The organism is Burkholderia sp. Bp9031, assembly GCF_003857965.1.
Classification (GTDB): Bacteria; Pseudomonadota; Gammaproteobacteria; order Burkholderiales; family Burkholderiaceae; genus Burkholderia; species Burkholderia ambifaria_A.
In genome coordinates, this window is record NZ_QTPW01000002.1 from 121,678 (window position 1) to 138,832 (window position 17,155).

Annotated in this window: 11 protein-coding genes; 7 read left to right on the plus strand and 4 right to left on the minus strand. The window is 60.8% G+C overall.

Going from position 1 to position 17,155, the window contains the following annotated elements:
- Positions 1 to 386 precede the first annotated feature (386 nt).
- A complete protein-coding gene (locus tag DIE15_RS03750; RefSeq protein ID WP_124832421.1) occupies positions 387 to 845 on the minus strand; it encodes an Lrp/AsnC family transcriptional regulator in 459 nt (152 codons plus the stop codon).
- 172 nt (positions 846 to 1,017) lie between these two features.
- Between DIE15_RS03750 and DIE15_RS03755 the strand changes: the two genes are divergently transcribed.
- The 3 genes from DIE15_RS03755 to DIE15_RS03765 all read left to right on the plus strand — a co-directional run bounded on the left by DIE15_RS03755 (position 1,018) and on the right by DIE15_RS03765 (position 5,633).
- A complete protein-coding gene (locus DIE15_RS03755) occupies positions 1,018 to 2,751 on the plus strand; it encodes an alpha-keto acid decarboxylase family protein (RefSeq protein WP_124832422.1) in 1,734 nt (577 codons plus the stop codon).
- Between the two features lie 75 nt (positions 2,752 to 2,826).
- Complete coding sequence (locus tag DIE15_RS03760) at positions 2,827 to 4,320, plus strand: aldehyde dehydrogenase family protein (RefSeq protein WP_124832423.1); 1,494 nt, start codon at positions 2,827 to 2,829, stop codon at positions 4,318 to 4,320.
- A gap of 65 nt (positions 4,321 to 4,385) precedes the next feature.
- Entirely contained in the window at positions 4,386 to 5,633 is a 1,248-nt protein-coding gene (locus DIE15_RS03765) for an alpha-hydroxy acid oxidase (protein ID WP_124832424.1), read from the plus strand.
- A 126-nt stretch (positions 5,634 to 5,759) separates the two neighbouring features.
- Here the strand turns inward: DIE15_RS03765 and DIE15_RS03770 are convergent, their stop codons facing one another.
- Positions 5,760 to 7,073 carry an MFS transporter gene (locus DIE15_RS03770; protein ID WP_260428176.1) on the minus strand — a complete coding sequence of 438 codons (1,314 nt, stop codon included), beginning with the start codon at positions 7,071 to 7,073 and terminating at the stop codon, positions 5,760 to 5,762.
- Positions 7,074 to 7,281: 208 nt separating this feature from the next.
- Between DIE15_RS03770 and DIE15_RS03775 the strand changes: the two genes are divergently transcribed.
- Positions 7,282 to 8,190, plus strand: a complete 909-nt coding sequence (locus tag DIE15_RS03775; RefSeq protein WP_124832426.1) for a LysR family transcriptional regulator — start codon at positions 7,282 to 7,284, stop codon at positions 8,188 to 8,190.
- A gap of 679 nt (positions 8,191 to 8,869) precedes the next feature.
- Entirely contained in the window at positions 8,870 to 9,775 is a 906-nt protein-coding gene (locus DIE15_RS03785) for a LysR family transcriptional regulator (protein WP_124832428.1), read from the plus strand.
- A 342-nt stretch (positions 9,776 to 10,117) separates the two neighbouring features.
- Here DIE15_RS03785 and DIE15_RS03790 read toward each other — a convergent pair whose 3' ends face one another.
- Together DIE15_RS03790 and DIE15_RS03795 are read right to left on the minus strand one after the other, a co-directional pair.
- Positions 10,118 to 11,941: a winged helix-turn-helix domain-containing protein gene (locus DIE15_RS03790; protein ID WP_124832547.1), complete on the minus strand. Its 1,824-nt coding sequence runs from the start codon at positions 11,939 to 11,941 to the stop codon at positions 10,118 to 10,120.
- A 988-nt stretch (positions 11,942 to 12,929) separates the two neighbouring features.
- Positions 12,930 to 14,492 (minus strand): MFS transporter, encoded by a 1,563-nt coding sequence (locus DIE15_RS03795; protein WP_124832429.1) that lies wholly within the window; start codon positions 14,490 to 14,492, stop codon positions 12,930 to 12,932.
- Positions 14,493 to 14,575: 83 nt separating this feature from the next.
- On the opposite strand from DIE15_RS03795, the gene DIE15_RS03800 reads away from it, so the two are divergent.
- Together DIE15_RS03800 and DIE15_RS03805 are read left to right on the plus strand one after the other, a co-directional pair.
- Complete coding sequence (locus tag DIE15_RS03800; protein ID WP_057923976.1) at positions 14,576 to 15,595, plus strand: HlyD family secretion protein; 1,020 nt, start codon at positions 14,576 to 14,578, stop codon at positions 15,593 to 15,595.
- Positions 15,592 to 17,007 carry an efflux transporter outer membrane subunit gene (locus DIE15_RS03805; RefSeq protein WP_124832430.1) on the plus strand — a complete coding sequence of 472 codons (1,416 nt, stop codon included), beginning with the start codon at positions 15,592 to 15,594 and terminating at the stop codon, positions 17,005 to 17,007. The genes DIE15_RS03800 and DIE15_RS03805 overlap by 4 nt, the downstream gene beginning before the upstream one ends.
- The last annotated feature ends 148 nt before the right edge of the window (positions 17,008 to 17,155 follow it).

Sequence of the window (17,155 nt, forward strand, 5' to 3'; positions counted from 1 at the left end):
GGGGATGCGACATACTGCGCCAATGTGAGCGCGTTCAACGCAGTCTACACACTCGGAGACGCGCAGTTCGCGGGACAGGGTCGTGCCGCGCTTCCAATGCGCCAACTGGATCGCGCGCAGACGATAGCACACCCATTCGATCGGTTCGTGAAATGCGGCAAGAGGACGGCCAAAGCTCCGGTGGGCCGCACATCGTGCAAGCCTCAACTTCAAAACACACACTCACAACATCGACCTTTCGGTCTGAAATTTGGGGCAGTGTTCCATCGATGTCATCTCGATTGGCAATCGCAAGCGGAAGCCTCTCCCGCCCGGCAGTGGCTATGCGACATGATTTCGCGCAGGCTTGGCGGCGCGCAAGCCCACCACCTGCAACTCGGCCAACGTCATCGCTTGATGGGTAACTGACTCGTCTGCTTCATCTGCTTAAGGACAACGTATGACTGGACGTGGGAGATCGTGTCGCTGACCAGCAGTGTATTCGTCACGAAATCCGCCAATTGCTCCAGATTGCTCGCCACCACTTTCAGCATGTAGTCGGCGTTGCCGCTCACCGCATGCGCTTCCTGGATCGCCTCGTCGGATGCAACGAGACGCTGGAACGCGCGCAGCGACCTGGCATCGTGCGCGCGCAGGTTCACGTGAACGAAAGCCAGCACGTCCAGCCCGATGGCTTTACTGTCGAGCCGCGCTGAATAGCCACTGATCACGCCCGCTTCTTCGAGCGCCGTTCTGCGCCGCGACACCTGCGAAGCCGACAGGCCGATGATGCCGCCCACCTCTTGGTTCGTCAGCCGTCCGTCTGCCTGCAGCGCGGCCATCAACTTCCAGTCGAAATTATCCAATTCAAGACTCTCCAGGTATGCACAAACCGTGCATGAAGCGGGCCAATTTCACCGAACAATGCACACAACATGCGGTATTGGCGCACTACATTGTAGGCATACCGCAGGCAAACGACACAAGAGCTGCGTCGTTACCGCATTGCACGGCACTTTCATCTGGAGGCAACTCATCATGCGTATGCAAATTGGCGCCTTTCTCGCCCGCCGGTTGACCGAAGCAGGCGTGCGTCATCTGTTTGGCGTACCCGGCGACTTTAATCTGTCATTTCTAGAACAGATCCAGGAGGCGGCCGGCATCGCGTTCGTCGGCAACTGCAACGAGCTGAACGCGGCCTATGCCGCCGACGGCTACGCTCGTACCTCTGGCATTGCCGCGCTCGTGACGACCTTTGGAGTAGGCGACCTCGGCGCGATCGGCGGCATCGCGGGTGCATATGCGGAGAACGTGCCGGTCGTGCACATCACGGGGACGCCCCCGCTGCACGCGGTCAACAGCCGGGCGCTCGTCCATCACACGCTCGTGGACGGCGACTACGACAATATCGGGCGGTGCATGTCCGAATTCACGGTGGCCCAGGCGCGCATCACGCCTGCCAACGCCGCTTTCGAGATCGACCGCGTGCTGCGCTCGTGCTGGCTCGAACGCCGTCCGGTGCACCTGCAACTGCCTTCCGACGTTACGCACGTGGTTGTAGAGGTGCCCGAGGCACCGCTGGTCCTCGCCGATCCGAGCAGCGATCCCGACCAATTGCAGGAAGCCACGCGACGCATCGTTGAAGCCCTTGCGTCTGCCCGTTTCCCGGCCATCGTTGTGGACGCGGATGCCGACCGTTTCGGGGTCACGGATCTGGTGCAAAAACTTGCCGAAAAATGCAGCATCCCATGCGTGTCGCTGACGCCGGCCAAGAGCGCGCTCGACGAAACGTCCCGGCACTACGCGGGGACATACGCGGGAGCGGCCAGCGCCGAGCCGGTGCGTTCGATCGTCGAAAACGCGGACTGTCTGATCGGGATCGGCCTGCGCTTCACCGACACGAGCACTGCGCTGTTCTCCCAGCAGATCCATCCCGACACCTTTGTCGATTTGCGCCGCCACGACCTGAGCATCGGTGCAAAGCAGATGCCGGGCGTCGCGCTGCGCGACGTGCTCGAACGGGTACTCGACGAAGCGCCTGCCCAGTCTCGCGCCCGTGCAACTCAGGCACCGGCGCCGGCTGGCCATACTGGGCCGACGGCTACGGGAAACGACAAACTGACCCATGCCGCGCTATGGCCGCGCATCCGGCAGTTCCTGAAACCCGGAGACGTCATTCTCGGAGAAGCCGGAACCTCGCATGCCTCGCTCTCCTCGATGAAGTTGCCGACGGGTGCGACCTACATCGCACAGTCAATCTGGGGCGCTATCGGCTACACCTTGCCTGCCCTGTTCGGCTCGTTGGTGGGGGCACCCGCGCGCCGTCACCTGCTGTTCATCGGTGACGGATCGTTCCAGCTTACCGCGCAGGAACTCTCATCGATCCTGCGTCGCGACCTCAAGCCCGTGATCTTCCTGCTGAACAACGACGGCTACACCATTGAGCGCCTGATTCTCGGCGAGCAATCTGCGTACAACGACGTCGGCAACTGGCGATACTCGGAATTGCCCCGCGTGCTGGGCCCTGACGCGCGCGCGCTGACATTCATGGTGGAAACGGTCGGCGAACTTGAAGACGCAATGCGTGACGCCGAGCGCGCCGATCGACTCGTGTTCGTCGAGTTGAAGCTGCCGATGATGGACGCACCCGAGTCGCTGAAAAAATTCGCCGATCTGTTCGCAGACTTCGACTACGGCGAGTGTGGCCCGAGAAATCCGTCCAGGACAGCCATGCCGCGAAAGGAGGCACAAATGGTTGACGAGGCCGTCTGAGCCGCAACAGCACAACTCGACGACGGGCGCCCATCGTGTTCCGGGCGCCCGACTTCCAGACCACCGAGCACTACCATGGCAGACATTCCGCTTCTTCCCCAAGTTCAGACCTTCCTCACGCGCGATCATGGCCAGTTCATCAATGGGTACGCCGAAGTTGCGCTCGACGCCCCGGCGACGGGGGTCGTCAATCCTTCGAACCGGCAGATCATCGCGTCGGTCCATCAGGCAACGCACGCGCAGATCGAGCGGGCCGTCGAAAGTGCCCATGACGCCTTCACAGGACCGTGGCAACTGACGTCGCCTGCGCGCCGAGGCGAACTGTTGAACCGCCTCGCCGACCTGATGCAGGCTCATCGCGAAGAGCTCGCGCAGCTCGAAAGCGTTTCTTCCGGAAAATTGATCGGCCTTTCCCGCTCGTTCGAGATCGACTATTCGATTTCGTTTTTGCGGTACTACGCAGGCTGGGCGACCAAGATCCACGGTCAGACGATGCAGTTGTCTCTTCCGTCCGCGAGCGGCGAGCAGTACACCGGCTTCACGCTGCGTCAACCGCTTGGCGTGGTCGCCGGCATCGTGCCGTGGAATTTTTCGATCATGATCGCCGTGTGGAAGTTCGGCTCCGCGCTTGCCTGCGGCTGCACCGCCGTCATCAAACCGAGCGAGTTCACGCCGCTCACGATGCTTCGGGTTGCCGAGCTTGCGATCGAAGCTGGAATTCCACCCGGTACGCTCAACGTCGTAAGCGGCTCTGGGGTGACCGTCGGGTCCGCACTGATTGCCCATCCCAAGGTCGCCAAGGTGACGTTCACCGGCTCGGTCCCGACTGGCATCGGTGTCGGCGTCGCCGCGATGCAGGCCGGCCTCAAGCACGTTACGCTGGAACTCGGCGGCAAGAATCCCGCCGGCTTTTTGCGCGACTTTCCCGTCGAGCGCACGGTCGATGGCATCATCGAAGCCGCCTATCTGCATCAGGGAGAGGTGTGCGCTTCGGCTGAGCGCTTCTACGTACACCGCTCGCGTATCGACGACGTTCTCGAACGTTTGGCGAGCAAGCTCGCGACACTGAAGATCGGCTCGGCGCTCGACGAAGCCGCGCAATTCGGCCCGCTCGCCAATGCAACGCATTTCGGCAAGGTCATGGCCTTCTTCGACAAGGCGCGGGAACAGCGTGGCGAGATCGTGTACGGCGGCTCCATCGCGTCCGACGCTGGTTTCTTCGTGCAGCCGACGGCGATCCGGGCCCGCACGCAAACCGATGCGAGCATGACCGAAGAAGCATTCGGGCCGGTTGCCAGCTTTCTGGCCTACGAGGACGAGGAAGAGCTACTGCACTATATGAACGACACCCGCTTTGGCCTGACCGCAAGCATCTGGACAAACGATCTCGCCAAGGCGTTGCGGCTCGTTCCCCGCGTGGAAGCCGGCACCGTATGGGTCAACATGCACAACTACATCGATCCGGCCATGCCATTCGGCGGCGTGAAGTCGTCAGGCCTCGGCCGTGAATTCGGCGAAGCGTTCATCGGACACTTCACCGAGTTGAAATCGGTCATCATTCGGTATTGAGCGGCGCCCGCCCCGCGAGCGCGAGGCAGAAAGTCGCACCGATCACCCTATCAGGAGAGTCCTGAATGTCTGACGTCTCTAAGGCCTGGAATATCGACGACCTTCGTCGCATGGCCAGCCGGAATGTTCCGAAGCCTTTTTTCGATTACCTGCAGGGTGGCGCCAACAGCGAAACGACAATGCGGTCGAACCGCACCGATTTCGCGCGATGGGACCTGAAGCAGAAAGTGCTGGCCGGCATTCAAGAAAATACAACTGATCTCGGAACGAGCTATCTCGGAGAGCGGCATCAGCTTCCGGTGCTCCTCGCTCCGGTCGGCTTCGCCGGCATGTATCACCGTCGCGGTGAAATCGCAGCTGGACGCGCTGCCGAGAAGGCGGGCATTGCGCAAGTCCTTTCCACGTTTTCGATTGCCTCGCTCGAGGAAGTCTCGCAGTCTCACCGCGGCTCGCTCTACTTCCAGCTCTATGTATTCCGCAAGCGCGAGTTGACCGAACACATGCTCGAACGCTGTCGCAGGGCACGGATCAAAACGATCTTTCTCACCGTGGATACACCTTTCGCACCGGTGCGCGAGCGCGACGAGCGCAACGGCTTTCGCGCTCGCACCACCCTTTCACCCGGGATGCTCCTCTCCATGCTGCGGCATCCACTGTGGTCCTTCGGTGCCGTTGCCAACGGCATGCCGGCTGTCGGAAACTGCAGACCGTATCCGGAGCTGGGCAAATCGCTCATGGAACAGTCGGTAAGCCTTGGTCGCATGATCGACCCGAGTCTCTCGTGGAACGACATCCGGTGGCTGCGCGATCGCTGGGAAGGCAAGATCGTGATCAAGGGCATACTCGACCCCGATGACGCACGCCGCGCAGTCGATCAGGGTGCCGACGGCATTGTGGTTTCGAACCATGGTGGTCGTCAGCTCGATCCCGCGCCGTCGACTATCGGTATCCTACCTGAAATCGTCGAGGCGGTGGGTGGACGGACTGATATCCTCATCGACGGCGGCATCCGACGCGGTGCCGATGTATTGAAGGCGCTAGCGCTTGGCGCGACGTCGGTACTCATCGGACGGGCTTATATTTACGGACTCGGAGCGGGCGGAGAAAAAGGTGTTACGCGGTGCCTTGAACTGCTCGCGGGAGAAATGCGGCCTGCATTGAACATGATGGGCTTTCATAACATTGCGGAACTGAAGGCTGCCGGCACGGACGCGCTGCGCCGGAACACCTGGCTCGAATACGCCATTGACGCGGGCGGCGGAGAAGCGGCAAAACCGGCCCGGAGAAATGGACCGCTCACCGCGGTCAATTGAAAAAAGGGGGACGCGATGCGCCCCCCCTTCGTTTGCGGAGCGACGAGCGCGCCGCCCGTTCACCCGGCCATCGACAGCCCGATACGCGTTTGGCGCACGGCCACCGCTCGAACTATCTGGATGCGACTACCTGTTGACGAGCTTCGCTGGTACGCCTGCGACCATGATCACCGCCCCTCCAAACATCGTGGCCGCAATCAAGTACAGACCCATGTTGGCGCTGTGCGTGGTGTCCTTGATCCATCCTATGAGATATGGGCTAATGAAACCCGCCAGATTGGCGATCGACGTAATCAACGCGATGCCGGCCGCCGCAGCTGTTCCGGTCAGGAATGCGGTGGGCATACTCCAGAAAACCGGCGCCATGGCCTGAATGCCGATGGAAGCGAGTGTCAGCGCCACCAGAGCGAACTGTATTTGCGTCCCAAAGACTCCAGCCAGAACGAGCCCCGCAGCGCCCATTATCATCGCGCCGGCAAGGTGCCAGCGCCGCTCCCGACGCTTGTCCGAATGACGACTCCACAACACCATCGAGATCGTCCCTGCACCAAACGGTATGGCAATCAACAGCCCGATATTCAATGGATCGCGCACGCCCGCGGCCTGAATCAGCGACGGAAGCCAAAAACTCAGACCGTAGTTTCCCATGGCACAACTGAAGAAAATGAGGCCCATCAGCCAAACCCGACGATCCCTGAGTGCGTCGCCGAGAGAATGCGCAGCTTTGCCGCTTGACTCACGTCCGATGTTCCGGGAAAGAATCGCCTTCTCCTCTTCACTGAGCCATTTAGCCTCGTTGATGTCGTCCGGCAGGTACATCAACACGGCGGCACCGAGAAGCAAGGAAGGGACAGCCTCGAGCACCAGCACCCACTGCCAGCCACTCATTCCGAGGCTGCCGTGCAGCGAGTTCAGAATCCAACCCGAAAGCGGGCCACCAAACACACCAGAGAGGGGAATTGCGCAATAGAAAAGCGCCGTAGCCGTGGCACGCCGATTTGCCGGGTACCAGTGGCTCAGGTAGAGGACGATGCCTGGCAGAAATCCTGCTTCGGCCACGCCGAGCAGGAAGCGCATCAGGTAGAACGCACCGGGCGTCCTGACAAAGGCCGTCAGTCCCGAAATGAGCGCCCACATGATCATGATCCTGGCGATCCATCGGCGAGCGCCTACGCGTTGGAGTAGCAGGTTGCTTGGCACTTCGACCAGCACGTAACCGAGAAAGAAAACGCCAGCGCCCAAGCCGTAGACCGTATCGCTCCAGTTCAGCTCGGTGGTCATCTGAAGCTTCGCAAACCCGACGTTGATCCGGTCCAGATAAGCGCAGAGATAGCACAAGCAGAGAAACGGGACGAGTCGCCTCGTCAACCTGGCATAGACGCGGTCTTCGAAATCGACGCCGGCGGTCAGCGTGCCGGCCTTTCTGAGAGTAGTTGACACTGAAGTCTCCTGTCGGGATCGCGCCACTTGATTCGTTGTGGCGTCTTGTTGTTGAGATTGTGGGGGTAAACGCCAGACCCTCTCGTCCGGCTCCGAACAACAGACGTTGCGCGGATCTCGTCGTCGCTGCGTCGAGCGGCACTGTATTCTTTCCCAACATTTGATACGCTTCCAACGAGTAAATCTTGTCCATTGATTTGAGATTCTTATGAATATCAGCCTAAGACAGATTCGTGCGTTCATCGCAGTTGCCCGACATGGGGGCTTCACGGAGGCTGCCCGCGAGTTGCATCTCACTCAATCGGCGACGAGTCTGTTGATCAAGGAACTCGAGAACGAGTTGGGCATGCGCCTCTTCGACAGGACGACGCGTAAGGTCACGCTGACCCAACTAGGGGAGGAATTCGTTTCTCGCGCGCAACGCGTCCTCGATGAACTGGAATCTGCAGTGCGCGATGTCTCGGATCTGGCTGCGTTAAAGCGAGGCATTGTCAAGGTTTGCACGCCACAGACGCTCGCAACCACGTTGCTGGCACCAGCCATGGCGGCCTTCCGTCATGAGCACCCCGAAATTGTTCTTCGGTTGATTGACTCGCGACTCGATACGATGCTGCGCCCTCTGATGAACGGTGAAACCGAATGCGTGGTCGGTCCGGACGTGCCGATAGAGCCGCACATTGAACGTCAATCCTTGTTCGATAGCCCTTATGTACTCTGGTGTCGACAGGATCATCGGCTGGCGACACGCCGGGTGATTCATTGGTCTGAACTAGGACGCGATGCATTGATCGTCATGGGGCAGGACTTTGCGACGCGAGTTCAGCCTGTATTACGCGAGGCATCCGTAGAAATCGACTTCAAGACCACCTACGAAGTAGCGTACATGACAACCGCGCTTGGGATGGCTTCGGCCGGCTTAGGCGTGACTATCGCGCCAGCCTTCATTGCACCGCTGGCACGCGCCTTCGAGCTCAAGGCCATATCGATCCAAAAGCCGAAAATCCTTCGGGCGGTATCCATCTTCACACGGCGCGACAAGTCACTATCGCCCGCCGCTGCGGCTTTTCTCGAGTTCCTAAGAGAGTTTGCGGTGAAACAACAACGGGCAGTGCATTGACTACCCGATCCTGCACGGTACAGAGAAGGAGGGAGACCCCAAGTCGACGCTCGAACGATCGGCCCGAAGTAACCCGTGCACCTATCGAGCGACCGCAACTGGACGCGACTCCTTGCCTCGGCCCCAGACAGAGGCCAACGCGTCCACCATCACCGAAACCGGACGCTTCGCAAGCCGTGATCTTCGGGCCGCTGGAATCGACATCTACACGGTCGGTAGTGTGCTCAGGCATATGACGACCACTTCGACCAAGCGAAGCGATGTTCAACTCCTGGGACAAGAACGATCCGAAGGACGCGCTGGTCATCCTGGAAAATGCTCAGGCGTGGCACATATCAGAGTTACGTGCCCCCCCAGATCGCCGGCCGGCATGACCTTCGGGAGCTTGCAAAGACCTGCTGCCAGGTTTCTCGCGCATGCGCCAAGGTGCAGCACTCAATGAGCACACTGCCTGCACCGCTACCCAGCAGGGACGTGAGCACCGCTCCCGGCGCGGCAATGCACGGCTGCGGCTGGCTTTCTGGATGGCAGGCATGGTTACCGTGTGCACGAAGGAGACCTTCGACACCGAGGCTCGGAACATCGACAATTGACGCATAATGGTTGCGCGGCTGCTACCGGGTTGCTCGTCCTTCTCGACGAAGTCGACTTAAACACTGAATAATCCTGAAAGCGTCATATGGCAATCAAGTTGTCGTTCGAAGTCCTTGAAGTATTGGATGCCATCGAGCGGACCGGCACATTCTCCGAGGCGGCCGAACTGTTGCATAAAGTTCCGTCGTCGATCACTTACCTCGTCCAGAAAGTTGAAAGCGACATGGATGTTGAACTGTTCGACCGGAGCCGCAGACGGGCGACGCTCACGCAAGCCGGCCGGGCCGTCGTCGATGAAGGCCGTCGACTTCTGCGAGCGGCTCGGCGTCTCGAAGTTACAGCGAAGGGTATTAGCGACGGCTGGGAGTCGGAGTTGCGATTGTGCGTGGACGAAATCCTGCCTGCCGGATACTTATGGTCATATGTGAACAGATTTTATGAGCTGAAAATACCCACTGAACTGCATCTGTCTACTGAAGTGCTGGGAGGAGTATGGGACGCTCTAATTTCGAGGCGTGTCGATTTGGCGGTCGGAACCGTCGGTGAGCCGCCGCTCGATCCGAACATCATCGCGCACCCGATCGGAACGCTCAATCATGTATTCGTCACGGCGCCGGATCATCCACTCGCGGCCATCCCGGAGCCATTGGAGAGCGAGACGATCGCTCGATATCGAGGCGTTATCATGAGCGACACATCCCGTGAGCTGGATCCCCAAGCCGTAGCGATCCACGAGGGACAGCCGCTCATCTTCGTGTCGACTCGCGAAGCGAAACTCGAAGCACTCTGTCAAGGTATTGCGGTCGGCATGCTCCCCGAGCCGTTGGCCGAAGGACTGGTACGTAAAGGAAAGCTGGTTGTGCGCCGCATTGTGGGCGTACGCGAATACTCGAATTGCTATCTGGCCTGGCGTAGAGACAAGACCGGGAACGCATTGAACTGGTGGGTCGATCAGCTTGACCGCGCCGATCTGATTGGCCGGTTAGCATAGTGATATCGAGCGGTTACGACTTTCACGGCATGAGCGTCCGCTTCGGCGCAACGTGAAGGTCTCTTCCGACTCTGTCTCGATGCCACGCATTACGCAGTGCATATTGGCAACGCGAACCCGGGCCCGGATTACTGCTGCATTCCGATAAGCGTCGATCGACTACTGCACTCCCGTCGAATACGAAATCCTACGCGCTGCTTCATGACATGCTGTACGTGAAAACGAGGCAGGTCATGTCCTGTCTGCCGTCTGAAATATTCTTGATTCCGATCGGAACGAGACCACCGCTCGTGCGATGGTTCGGATCCGCCCAATGGCATTCCATGCAGCGCTCGACGTCGGCTATTCGTGGCTGCCCCCGCGGCTGTCATCGCTGACTTCGAGCCCCACGGCATGAACTTCCGACCATGCGTCTCGCATGTTATGAACCGGACCAGTGGCATGTGCCAGCGCCGCGGCATAGGCGGCAAGCAATCTCATTCGTGTATCGGCCGAAACAGACGCCAGTTCGGGATCCTGCGTAGCATCGAGCGCGGCGCGTGCCCGCTCACGACATTCGTCGACAAGCGACAGATCGAACAGACACGGCACGGCGACAGCAGCAAGTGCGACGCCGATTCGCCGGTCACCACATGACGAAAATGCCCAATCGAGTGCCGCACGCAGATTGCCGAGTTCGCAGTGGACCGCATCGAGACGAGTCAGCGGCCGGCCATCGGTTCCATCGGCCGGTGCCTGCTTGAACAAGGTCAGGAAATAGTGTGCGTGGGCCCGCGCAGCGGCCCGGCATTCGCCATTATTCTCGAGTTGCTGCAGCGCGTACGCACGTGTGGTCGCGAGCAGGCGGTAGCGTGGCCCACCGCTCGTATTTTCGAAGATGACGAGCGATTTCGACACGAGCCCGGCAATCGCGTCGAGCAGGTCCAGATCGGGCAGATCTCTTGCATCGATAATGTCGCGAACGGCATCGAGCGAGAAACTGTCTCGAAACACACCGAGCCAGCGAAGCAGTTGGCGCTCCGCGTCATCGAGCAGCCGATAGCTCCAGTCGTACATCGCCCGAAGCGTCTGGTGGCGCGGCAGCGCGGTCCGGAACCCTCCGGTAAGGAGCCGAAAATGGTCGTCGAGATTCGCGGCGAGCACTTTGAGGCCCAATACGGCTGCACGCGCCGCGGCAAGCTCGATCGCGAGCGGCAAGCCGTCGAGGTGCCGACAGATCGACGCCGTCAGCGACAGGCTATGTTGATCGAGAGGAAAGCGCGGATCGGAGGCGCGGGCGCGAGCGACGAACAATTGCACCGAACTCGCATTCATGATGCCGCTGCACTTTTCGTCCTCACTCGGTACATCGAGCGGCGGAATCGGGCGCAGGCGCTCTCCATTGACGCGCAAAGCCTCTCTACTCGTAGCCAGAACCGATAACCCTGCATTCGCAGCGGTCAACACATCAGCGACTTGCGCGCATGCATCGATCAGATGCTCGCAATTGTCCAGCACGATGAGCAACCGGCGCCCCGCCACGCACGTAACCACAGCTTCGATTGTCAGCGATCCGGCGGCCTGCGCGATGCCCAGTGCCGCAGCAAGCGAGTCGAGCACGAAACGCGGATCCGACACCGCCGCAAGTGAAACGAGCACAACGCCGTCAGGAAAGCGCTCCGCCGCCTGGGTGGCGGCCTCAATCGCGACGCGTGTTTTGCCGATGCCTCCGGAGCCGACGAGCGTCACCACACGTGCGCCATCAAGGGCGGCTATCACATCGGCAACCGTGTGTTGTCGCCCGATCAGCGCATTCGGAGCGGTCGCGATACGCAAGGACAGCGCGCCATCGTCCTGAACCGCCGACGACACGGACGGCGTGACCTGCGGATCTTCGTCGAAACCGCCAACGAGACGATAGCCGCGTCCGGGGACGGTCACGATCAGGTCGCGGTCGTCTGCGAGCGCCTTGCGCAGCGCGGCAATATGCACCTGCAGATTGTTCTCCTCGACCACCGTATGCGGCCAGACGCGCTCCATGATCTCGTTCTTCGATACCAATGCGCCATCTGCCCGAATCAACAGCTCGAGAATCTCGAATGCGCGACTACCGATGCGTACTGGTTTGCCATTCGAGAGAATTTCACGTCTGTCGAGGAAGACGTGAAGCGTTCCAATGCGAATCATGAGGAAGCGTTGTGCTGAGGCGATCTGTGGCGCCTGGCATAAGGACAGGCGCCGGTTGGAACCCATGCTACGTCATTTCTCGAGCCCGTCGATTTAAATAATTGGAAGATGTATTTCTGATTTTTTGAAGTGCTTCCACTATTTTTGCCATCTCTCGATTCCCCGCATGCCGAGCTTCGTATGAGCACGTTTTAGCCGGCGAAACACGAAACAAACATTCACGCATAAATTCCCGGCAAATCATCGACAAGTCATTTTCGACACGCTTCGGAGCGGATACTTGACAAGAAAATGTGCTGCTCGATGGTTTGACCGCAAACGTGAGGGAACCGACCAACAACAACGCGTCGGTCTGGCGCGTCGTCACATGCGTCCGATCTGCTGCCATTCAGAACATTTCAGCCTCGACTCAGAAGATTCAGCCAACGATCGCGTGACAATCAAGGGCAAGGACAGTGTGCAAGCGGCCCTCGTCATCTCTCGCAGCCTCGGGATTTCACGAGAATCGCACATGACGACCATGGCGAATGTCGCAACCATCGCAAAGCGCCGACGTGAGATTCTGCTTCGACATGCCGCGCGGCGCAGGCTTCAAGGCACGGATCCTCGACGCGCTTTCCAATGACGTTGCCGAACGCCCCGCGGCGACGTTCGGCAATGTCTGAAGCGACTTGCCTGAGCGCTTCGCCCCGAATATTGCCGCACGAATTTCTGCGGCCTCGTGCTCGGTTCTGACTGGCGTGCCAGTTCGCGCTTATTCCCTTACGAAAGCCAACAGATCGTCGTTCAACCGATCTGCATGTGTCAAATACGAGCATCGGACCATTCGGCCTGGCGCTCGATCCGGCGCACGTAGGTGTCACCCCTTGTCGCACGCGCCGACGCCGCTTCCGGAAATTTCAGGAAAATTCAGGTCGCCCCGATTCCATTTCAAGCGCCAACCACTAACATCGGCGGTGCGATTCGCGCCACGCTGCCGCGTCGGCACTCATGCCGGACGCGGCGGGCGCAGCACCAACCCGATCAGCGCGCCCGCGATCGCGCACGCCATGGCCAGCACGAAATTGTCCGCGAGCGCGAGCGTGGTCGCCTGCACGCGTACTGCCCGGTCGAGCAGCACATAGGTGCCGGCATCGCCGGTCGCGAACGTCGCGCCATGCACGACCAGCGACGCCGCGCCAGCCCGCAATCGCTCGAGCGTGGCCGGATCGGACATCGAAACATGCAGACCGACGAGATTCGAATGGATTGCTTCCATGACACGCTGGACTACCGCGATCGACGTGGTACCGAGTTGCCCGCTGAGCAGTCGGGTCGTTTGCACGACCGCACCGAACGTCAGCGCGTACTCGGCCGTCACGTGCTTTCCGAAAAAGAACACGACCGACGTCAGTGCCATGGTCTGTCCGAGCGCCTGAATCAGCTGGGACGGGATGAAATCGGACTCGGCCCAGACGGACGTCAAGCGCGAGCCCAACGCGAACGCAATCGCGATCATCACGAATCCGATCACGATCAGCCGTCGCGGATCAAATCTCTGCAGCAACAGCGCGACGCTCGGTGCGAACAGCAACTGCGGCATCGCAATCCAGCGCAGTGTGTCGCCGATCTGCAACGGCCGCAACCCGTAGACGTTTGCGAGAAAGAACGACGGGATGAAGCTTGTGTTGAGCACGGTGAAGCGCACGAGGCCGACGAGCAGGATCAACAACGCCACATTCGGGCGAAACAGGTAGCCGAGATCGAGGCCCGCCTGCTTCGACACGAGTTCGTGGATCAGGAAGGCCGCGATCATCAGGATGCCCGCGCACGACAACGCGACGATCAGCGGCGATTGGAGCCAGAACAACCGTTCACCCTGATCGAGCGCAACGCACAGGCACGTGAACCCGCCAGCGCCGAGCAGCATGCCGCGATAGTCGGTTCCGGACGCGAAGCGTTTGATCGGTTCGTCGGACAACGACATCAGCAGGCAGATGATGAACGGAAGCGTCAACAGTGCGTTCTGCCAGAACAGCCAACGCCAGCTCAAATGTTCGCTGTACCAGCCTTCGAGCGTTGCCGACAGGTTCAGCGACATCTCGAGATTCATCGCGTACGCCGCGATACCGAATGGAATGAGCCGCTGCGGCAGCGTACGCACGACGAACCCGACCGTCAATGGAACGAACACGCCGGACGAGAGTCCCGCAATGCACTGGAAAATCATGAACGAGCCAAAGCCCCGGCAAAGCGGCAGAACGCTCTCGGCGGCAAGAAACACGACGGCACCTGCCAGCAGCACACGGCGCGTTCCGAACACGAAAGCGGCCGCGATCGCGAGCGGACCGACGCACATCTGCGACGCGATAAAAACGGTGTTGATCCACGTTCCGTCGTCGAAACCGACGCCGAGCGCCCCGCGCACGTCGGCCAATCCGAGCGACGTGATGCGCGACGTGAGCGTCGCGATCATTGCGCCGAGCAACACCGCGACAATCGCCGCGATGGCGCGGAACGGCGGCACGTCCGCGGCTGGCGCCGCTCCGCCTGTAACGAGCATCGTATTCATTATCGGCCGACTCCCGCGCATGAAAGTCGCGCAAGCATAACGCGATGTTCCAAAACCCGTCTGTTCGATGGAGTGCCACGATCGTGACCCCGACGTCCCCGAATCAACCCTCACCGACCGCGCCCAGGCGCTGGTTGCCGATCGCGCTGATCGCCGTGTTCGCAATCACGCTCGTGACCGTACTGATTTACGAGTTCCGCGTGCGCGATCTCAGCACGGATGACGCGTATGTCACCAGCCATCTGCACGTGATCTCTCCGCGCGTGACCGGCACGGTCGAGCGCGTACTGGTGAACGACAACCAGTTCGTGCGCGCGGGGGATCCGCTCGTACTGCTCGACACGCGGGACTTCGAGGTGCGCGTTGCACTGCAGCGCTCACGTGTCGCACAAGCCCAGTCCGATACGAGCCGGGCCCAGGCGCTACTCGAACAGGCCGGTGCAGCGCTGGTTTCCGCACATGCCGACGCCGAGCGTGCTGAACTCGACTACGCACGCGCCAGCGAGCTGACGCGGGAGACGCCGAGGGGATTGTCGAAACAGGAATTCGATGCGGCCGACGCTGCGCGCAAGTCTGCACGCGCGCGCGTCGTCGCGGCGCAGGCACAGCAACGCAGCGCACTGGCCGCATGCAAGGCAGCCGATGCCGTGTCGCAGCAAAACAACGCCGAACTGCGCGATGCACTCCTGCAGCTCGATTACACGATGGTCGTCGCGCCGTCGGACGGCCGAGTCGGCAAAAAGACCGTCGAGACCGGCGAACATGTCGCACCGGGCCAGGCGCTGCTCACCATCGTCGAACCGCATCCGTGGGTCGTGGCGAACATTCGCGAAACCCAACTCAAACACGTTCGCGTCGGCGACAAGGTGCAACTGCATTTCGATGCTCTGCCGGATGTGGTCTACCAAGGGCACGTCGACAGCCTGTCGCCTGCCACCGGTTCCCAGTTCGCGCTGCTGCCGCCCGATAATGCGACCGGTAATTTCACGAAAGTCACGCAGCGGGTGCCGGTCAAGATCCTGTTGGACAATACGGCTGCCACCGAGCCGCGTATCCGGCCCGGGCTGTCGGTCGTCGTCACGCTACAACGCACGCCGTCATGAAGTGCGCCCCGCTCCTGATCGCGCTCTGCGGATTGACCGCATGCACCATCGCTCCCCAGCCGATCGCGCCGGTACCGGTCGGACAGGATGTCTTTCGTCATGCGAACACGCTTGCAGCTCGCCCCTCCCCGCTCACCGGATGGCCGTCGCTATTCGGTGACCCCGCGCTCGAAGCGCTGGTGGATGCCGCACTCGCGCACAACCACGAAATGCGCGCCGCCGTCGCACGCATCGACGAGGCGCAGGCGCTACTTGGCGTGCGCGAGGCTGCGCTGCTGCCCGCGGTCGGTGTCGATCCGTCGTTCAGCCGCGCCCGCGTGTCGGGTACCGTCGATAACGCATTGCCGAAGCGCACGATGCATAACTGGTCGATGCCGGTGAATGCCAGTTACGAAATCGACCTGTGGGGACGCCTGCGCGGCGACACGGCGATCGGGAAACAAAGCGTGCTGCAGGCATTCGCAGAGCGCGACGCGATCCGGCTGCGCGTCGCGACGGAAGTCGCGAGCGACTATCTGACACTGCATTACGTCGACGAGGACCTTGCCGCCCTGGCACGCGCGATCGATCTGCGACGCACTGCGCTCGACGTGATTGCCTCGCGTGTCCGGGCCGGAGCCGCGAGCGATCTCGACGCATTACGCGCGGCCGCCGATCTCGATACGGCTCGAGCCGATCACGCGGACAGCGTGCGACTGCGCGAGAATCTCGTCGACGCGATCGCCGTGCTAACCGGCTCGTCTCCGACGACGATCAACATCGCTCCCGCATCGGCCGCTCTTCGCGTGCCGGAGATACCAGCCGGCCTGCCCTCGACACTGCTCAATCATCGCCCCGACGTCTTTGCCGCGGAACGCCGGGTCGACATCGCTTCGCTGCAACTTGGCATAGCGCGTACGGCATGGCTGCCGACATTGACGCTCACTGCGCAAGGCGGATTCGCCAGCCGCGATCTGCGCTCGTTCCTCGATCGCAACAGTTCGCTGTGGAGTCTCGGGCTCAGCGTCGCCGAAACCGTTTTCGACGGCGGCAAACGCGAATCCGCGGTCGCTGCGGCTCAAGCCGGTGTAGTTGCCGCCGATGCGAACTATCGCGAGGTCGCCCTCGGCGCATTACGCGAAGTGCAGGACGCGCTCAATGACATCGTTGCGCAGAAGGAGCGGATCGCGCGCTTCGACAGCGCGACCCGTGCCACCGATGCCGCGGCACGGCTATCGTTGAGCCGATATGCACACGGCTACGTGAGTTATCTCGAGGTGATCGACGCCGACCGCGATGCACTCAATACGCGGCGTCAGCTGATTCACAGCCGCCAGGCGTATGCGATCGCGACCGTCAGCCTTGTCCGGGCCCTGGGCGGCGGCTGGACTGCAGCGGCCTCGTCGCTCGATGCAGGCAGAGGGAGCAAATAACCATTCTGGAATATTCACATCGTCCGCCCTGCGACCGACGCTCCTGAATAAACACGATATTCAGCCCATGCCGCAGATTCAAGCGGGGTTTACATATTTTCAGTTTGACCAAAGACAATTTAATTGCATGTATCGATTTTCCTCGAGT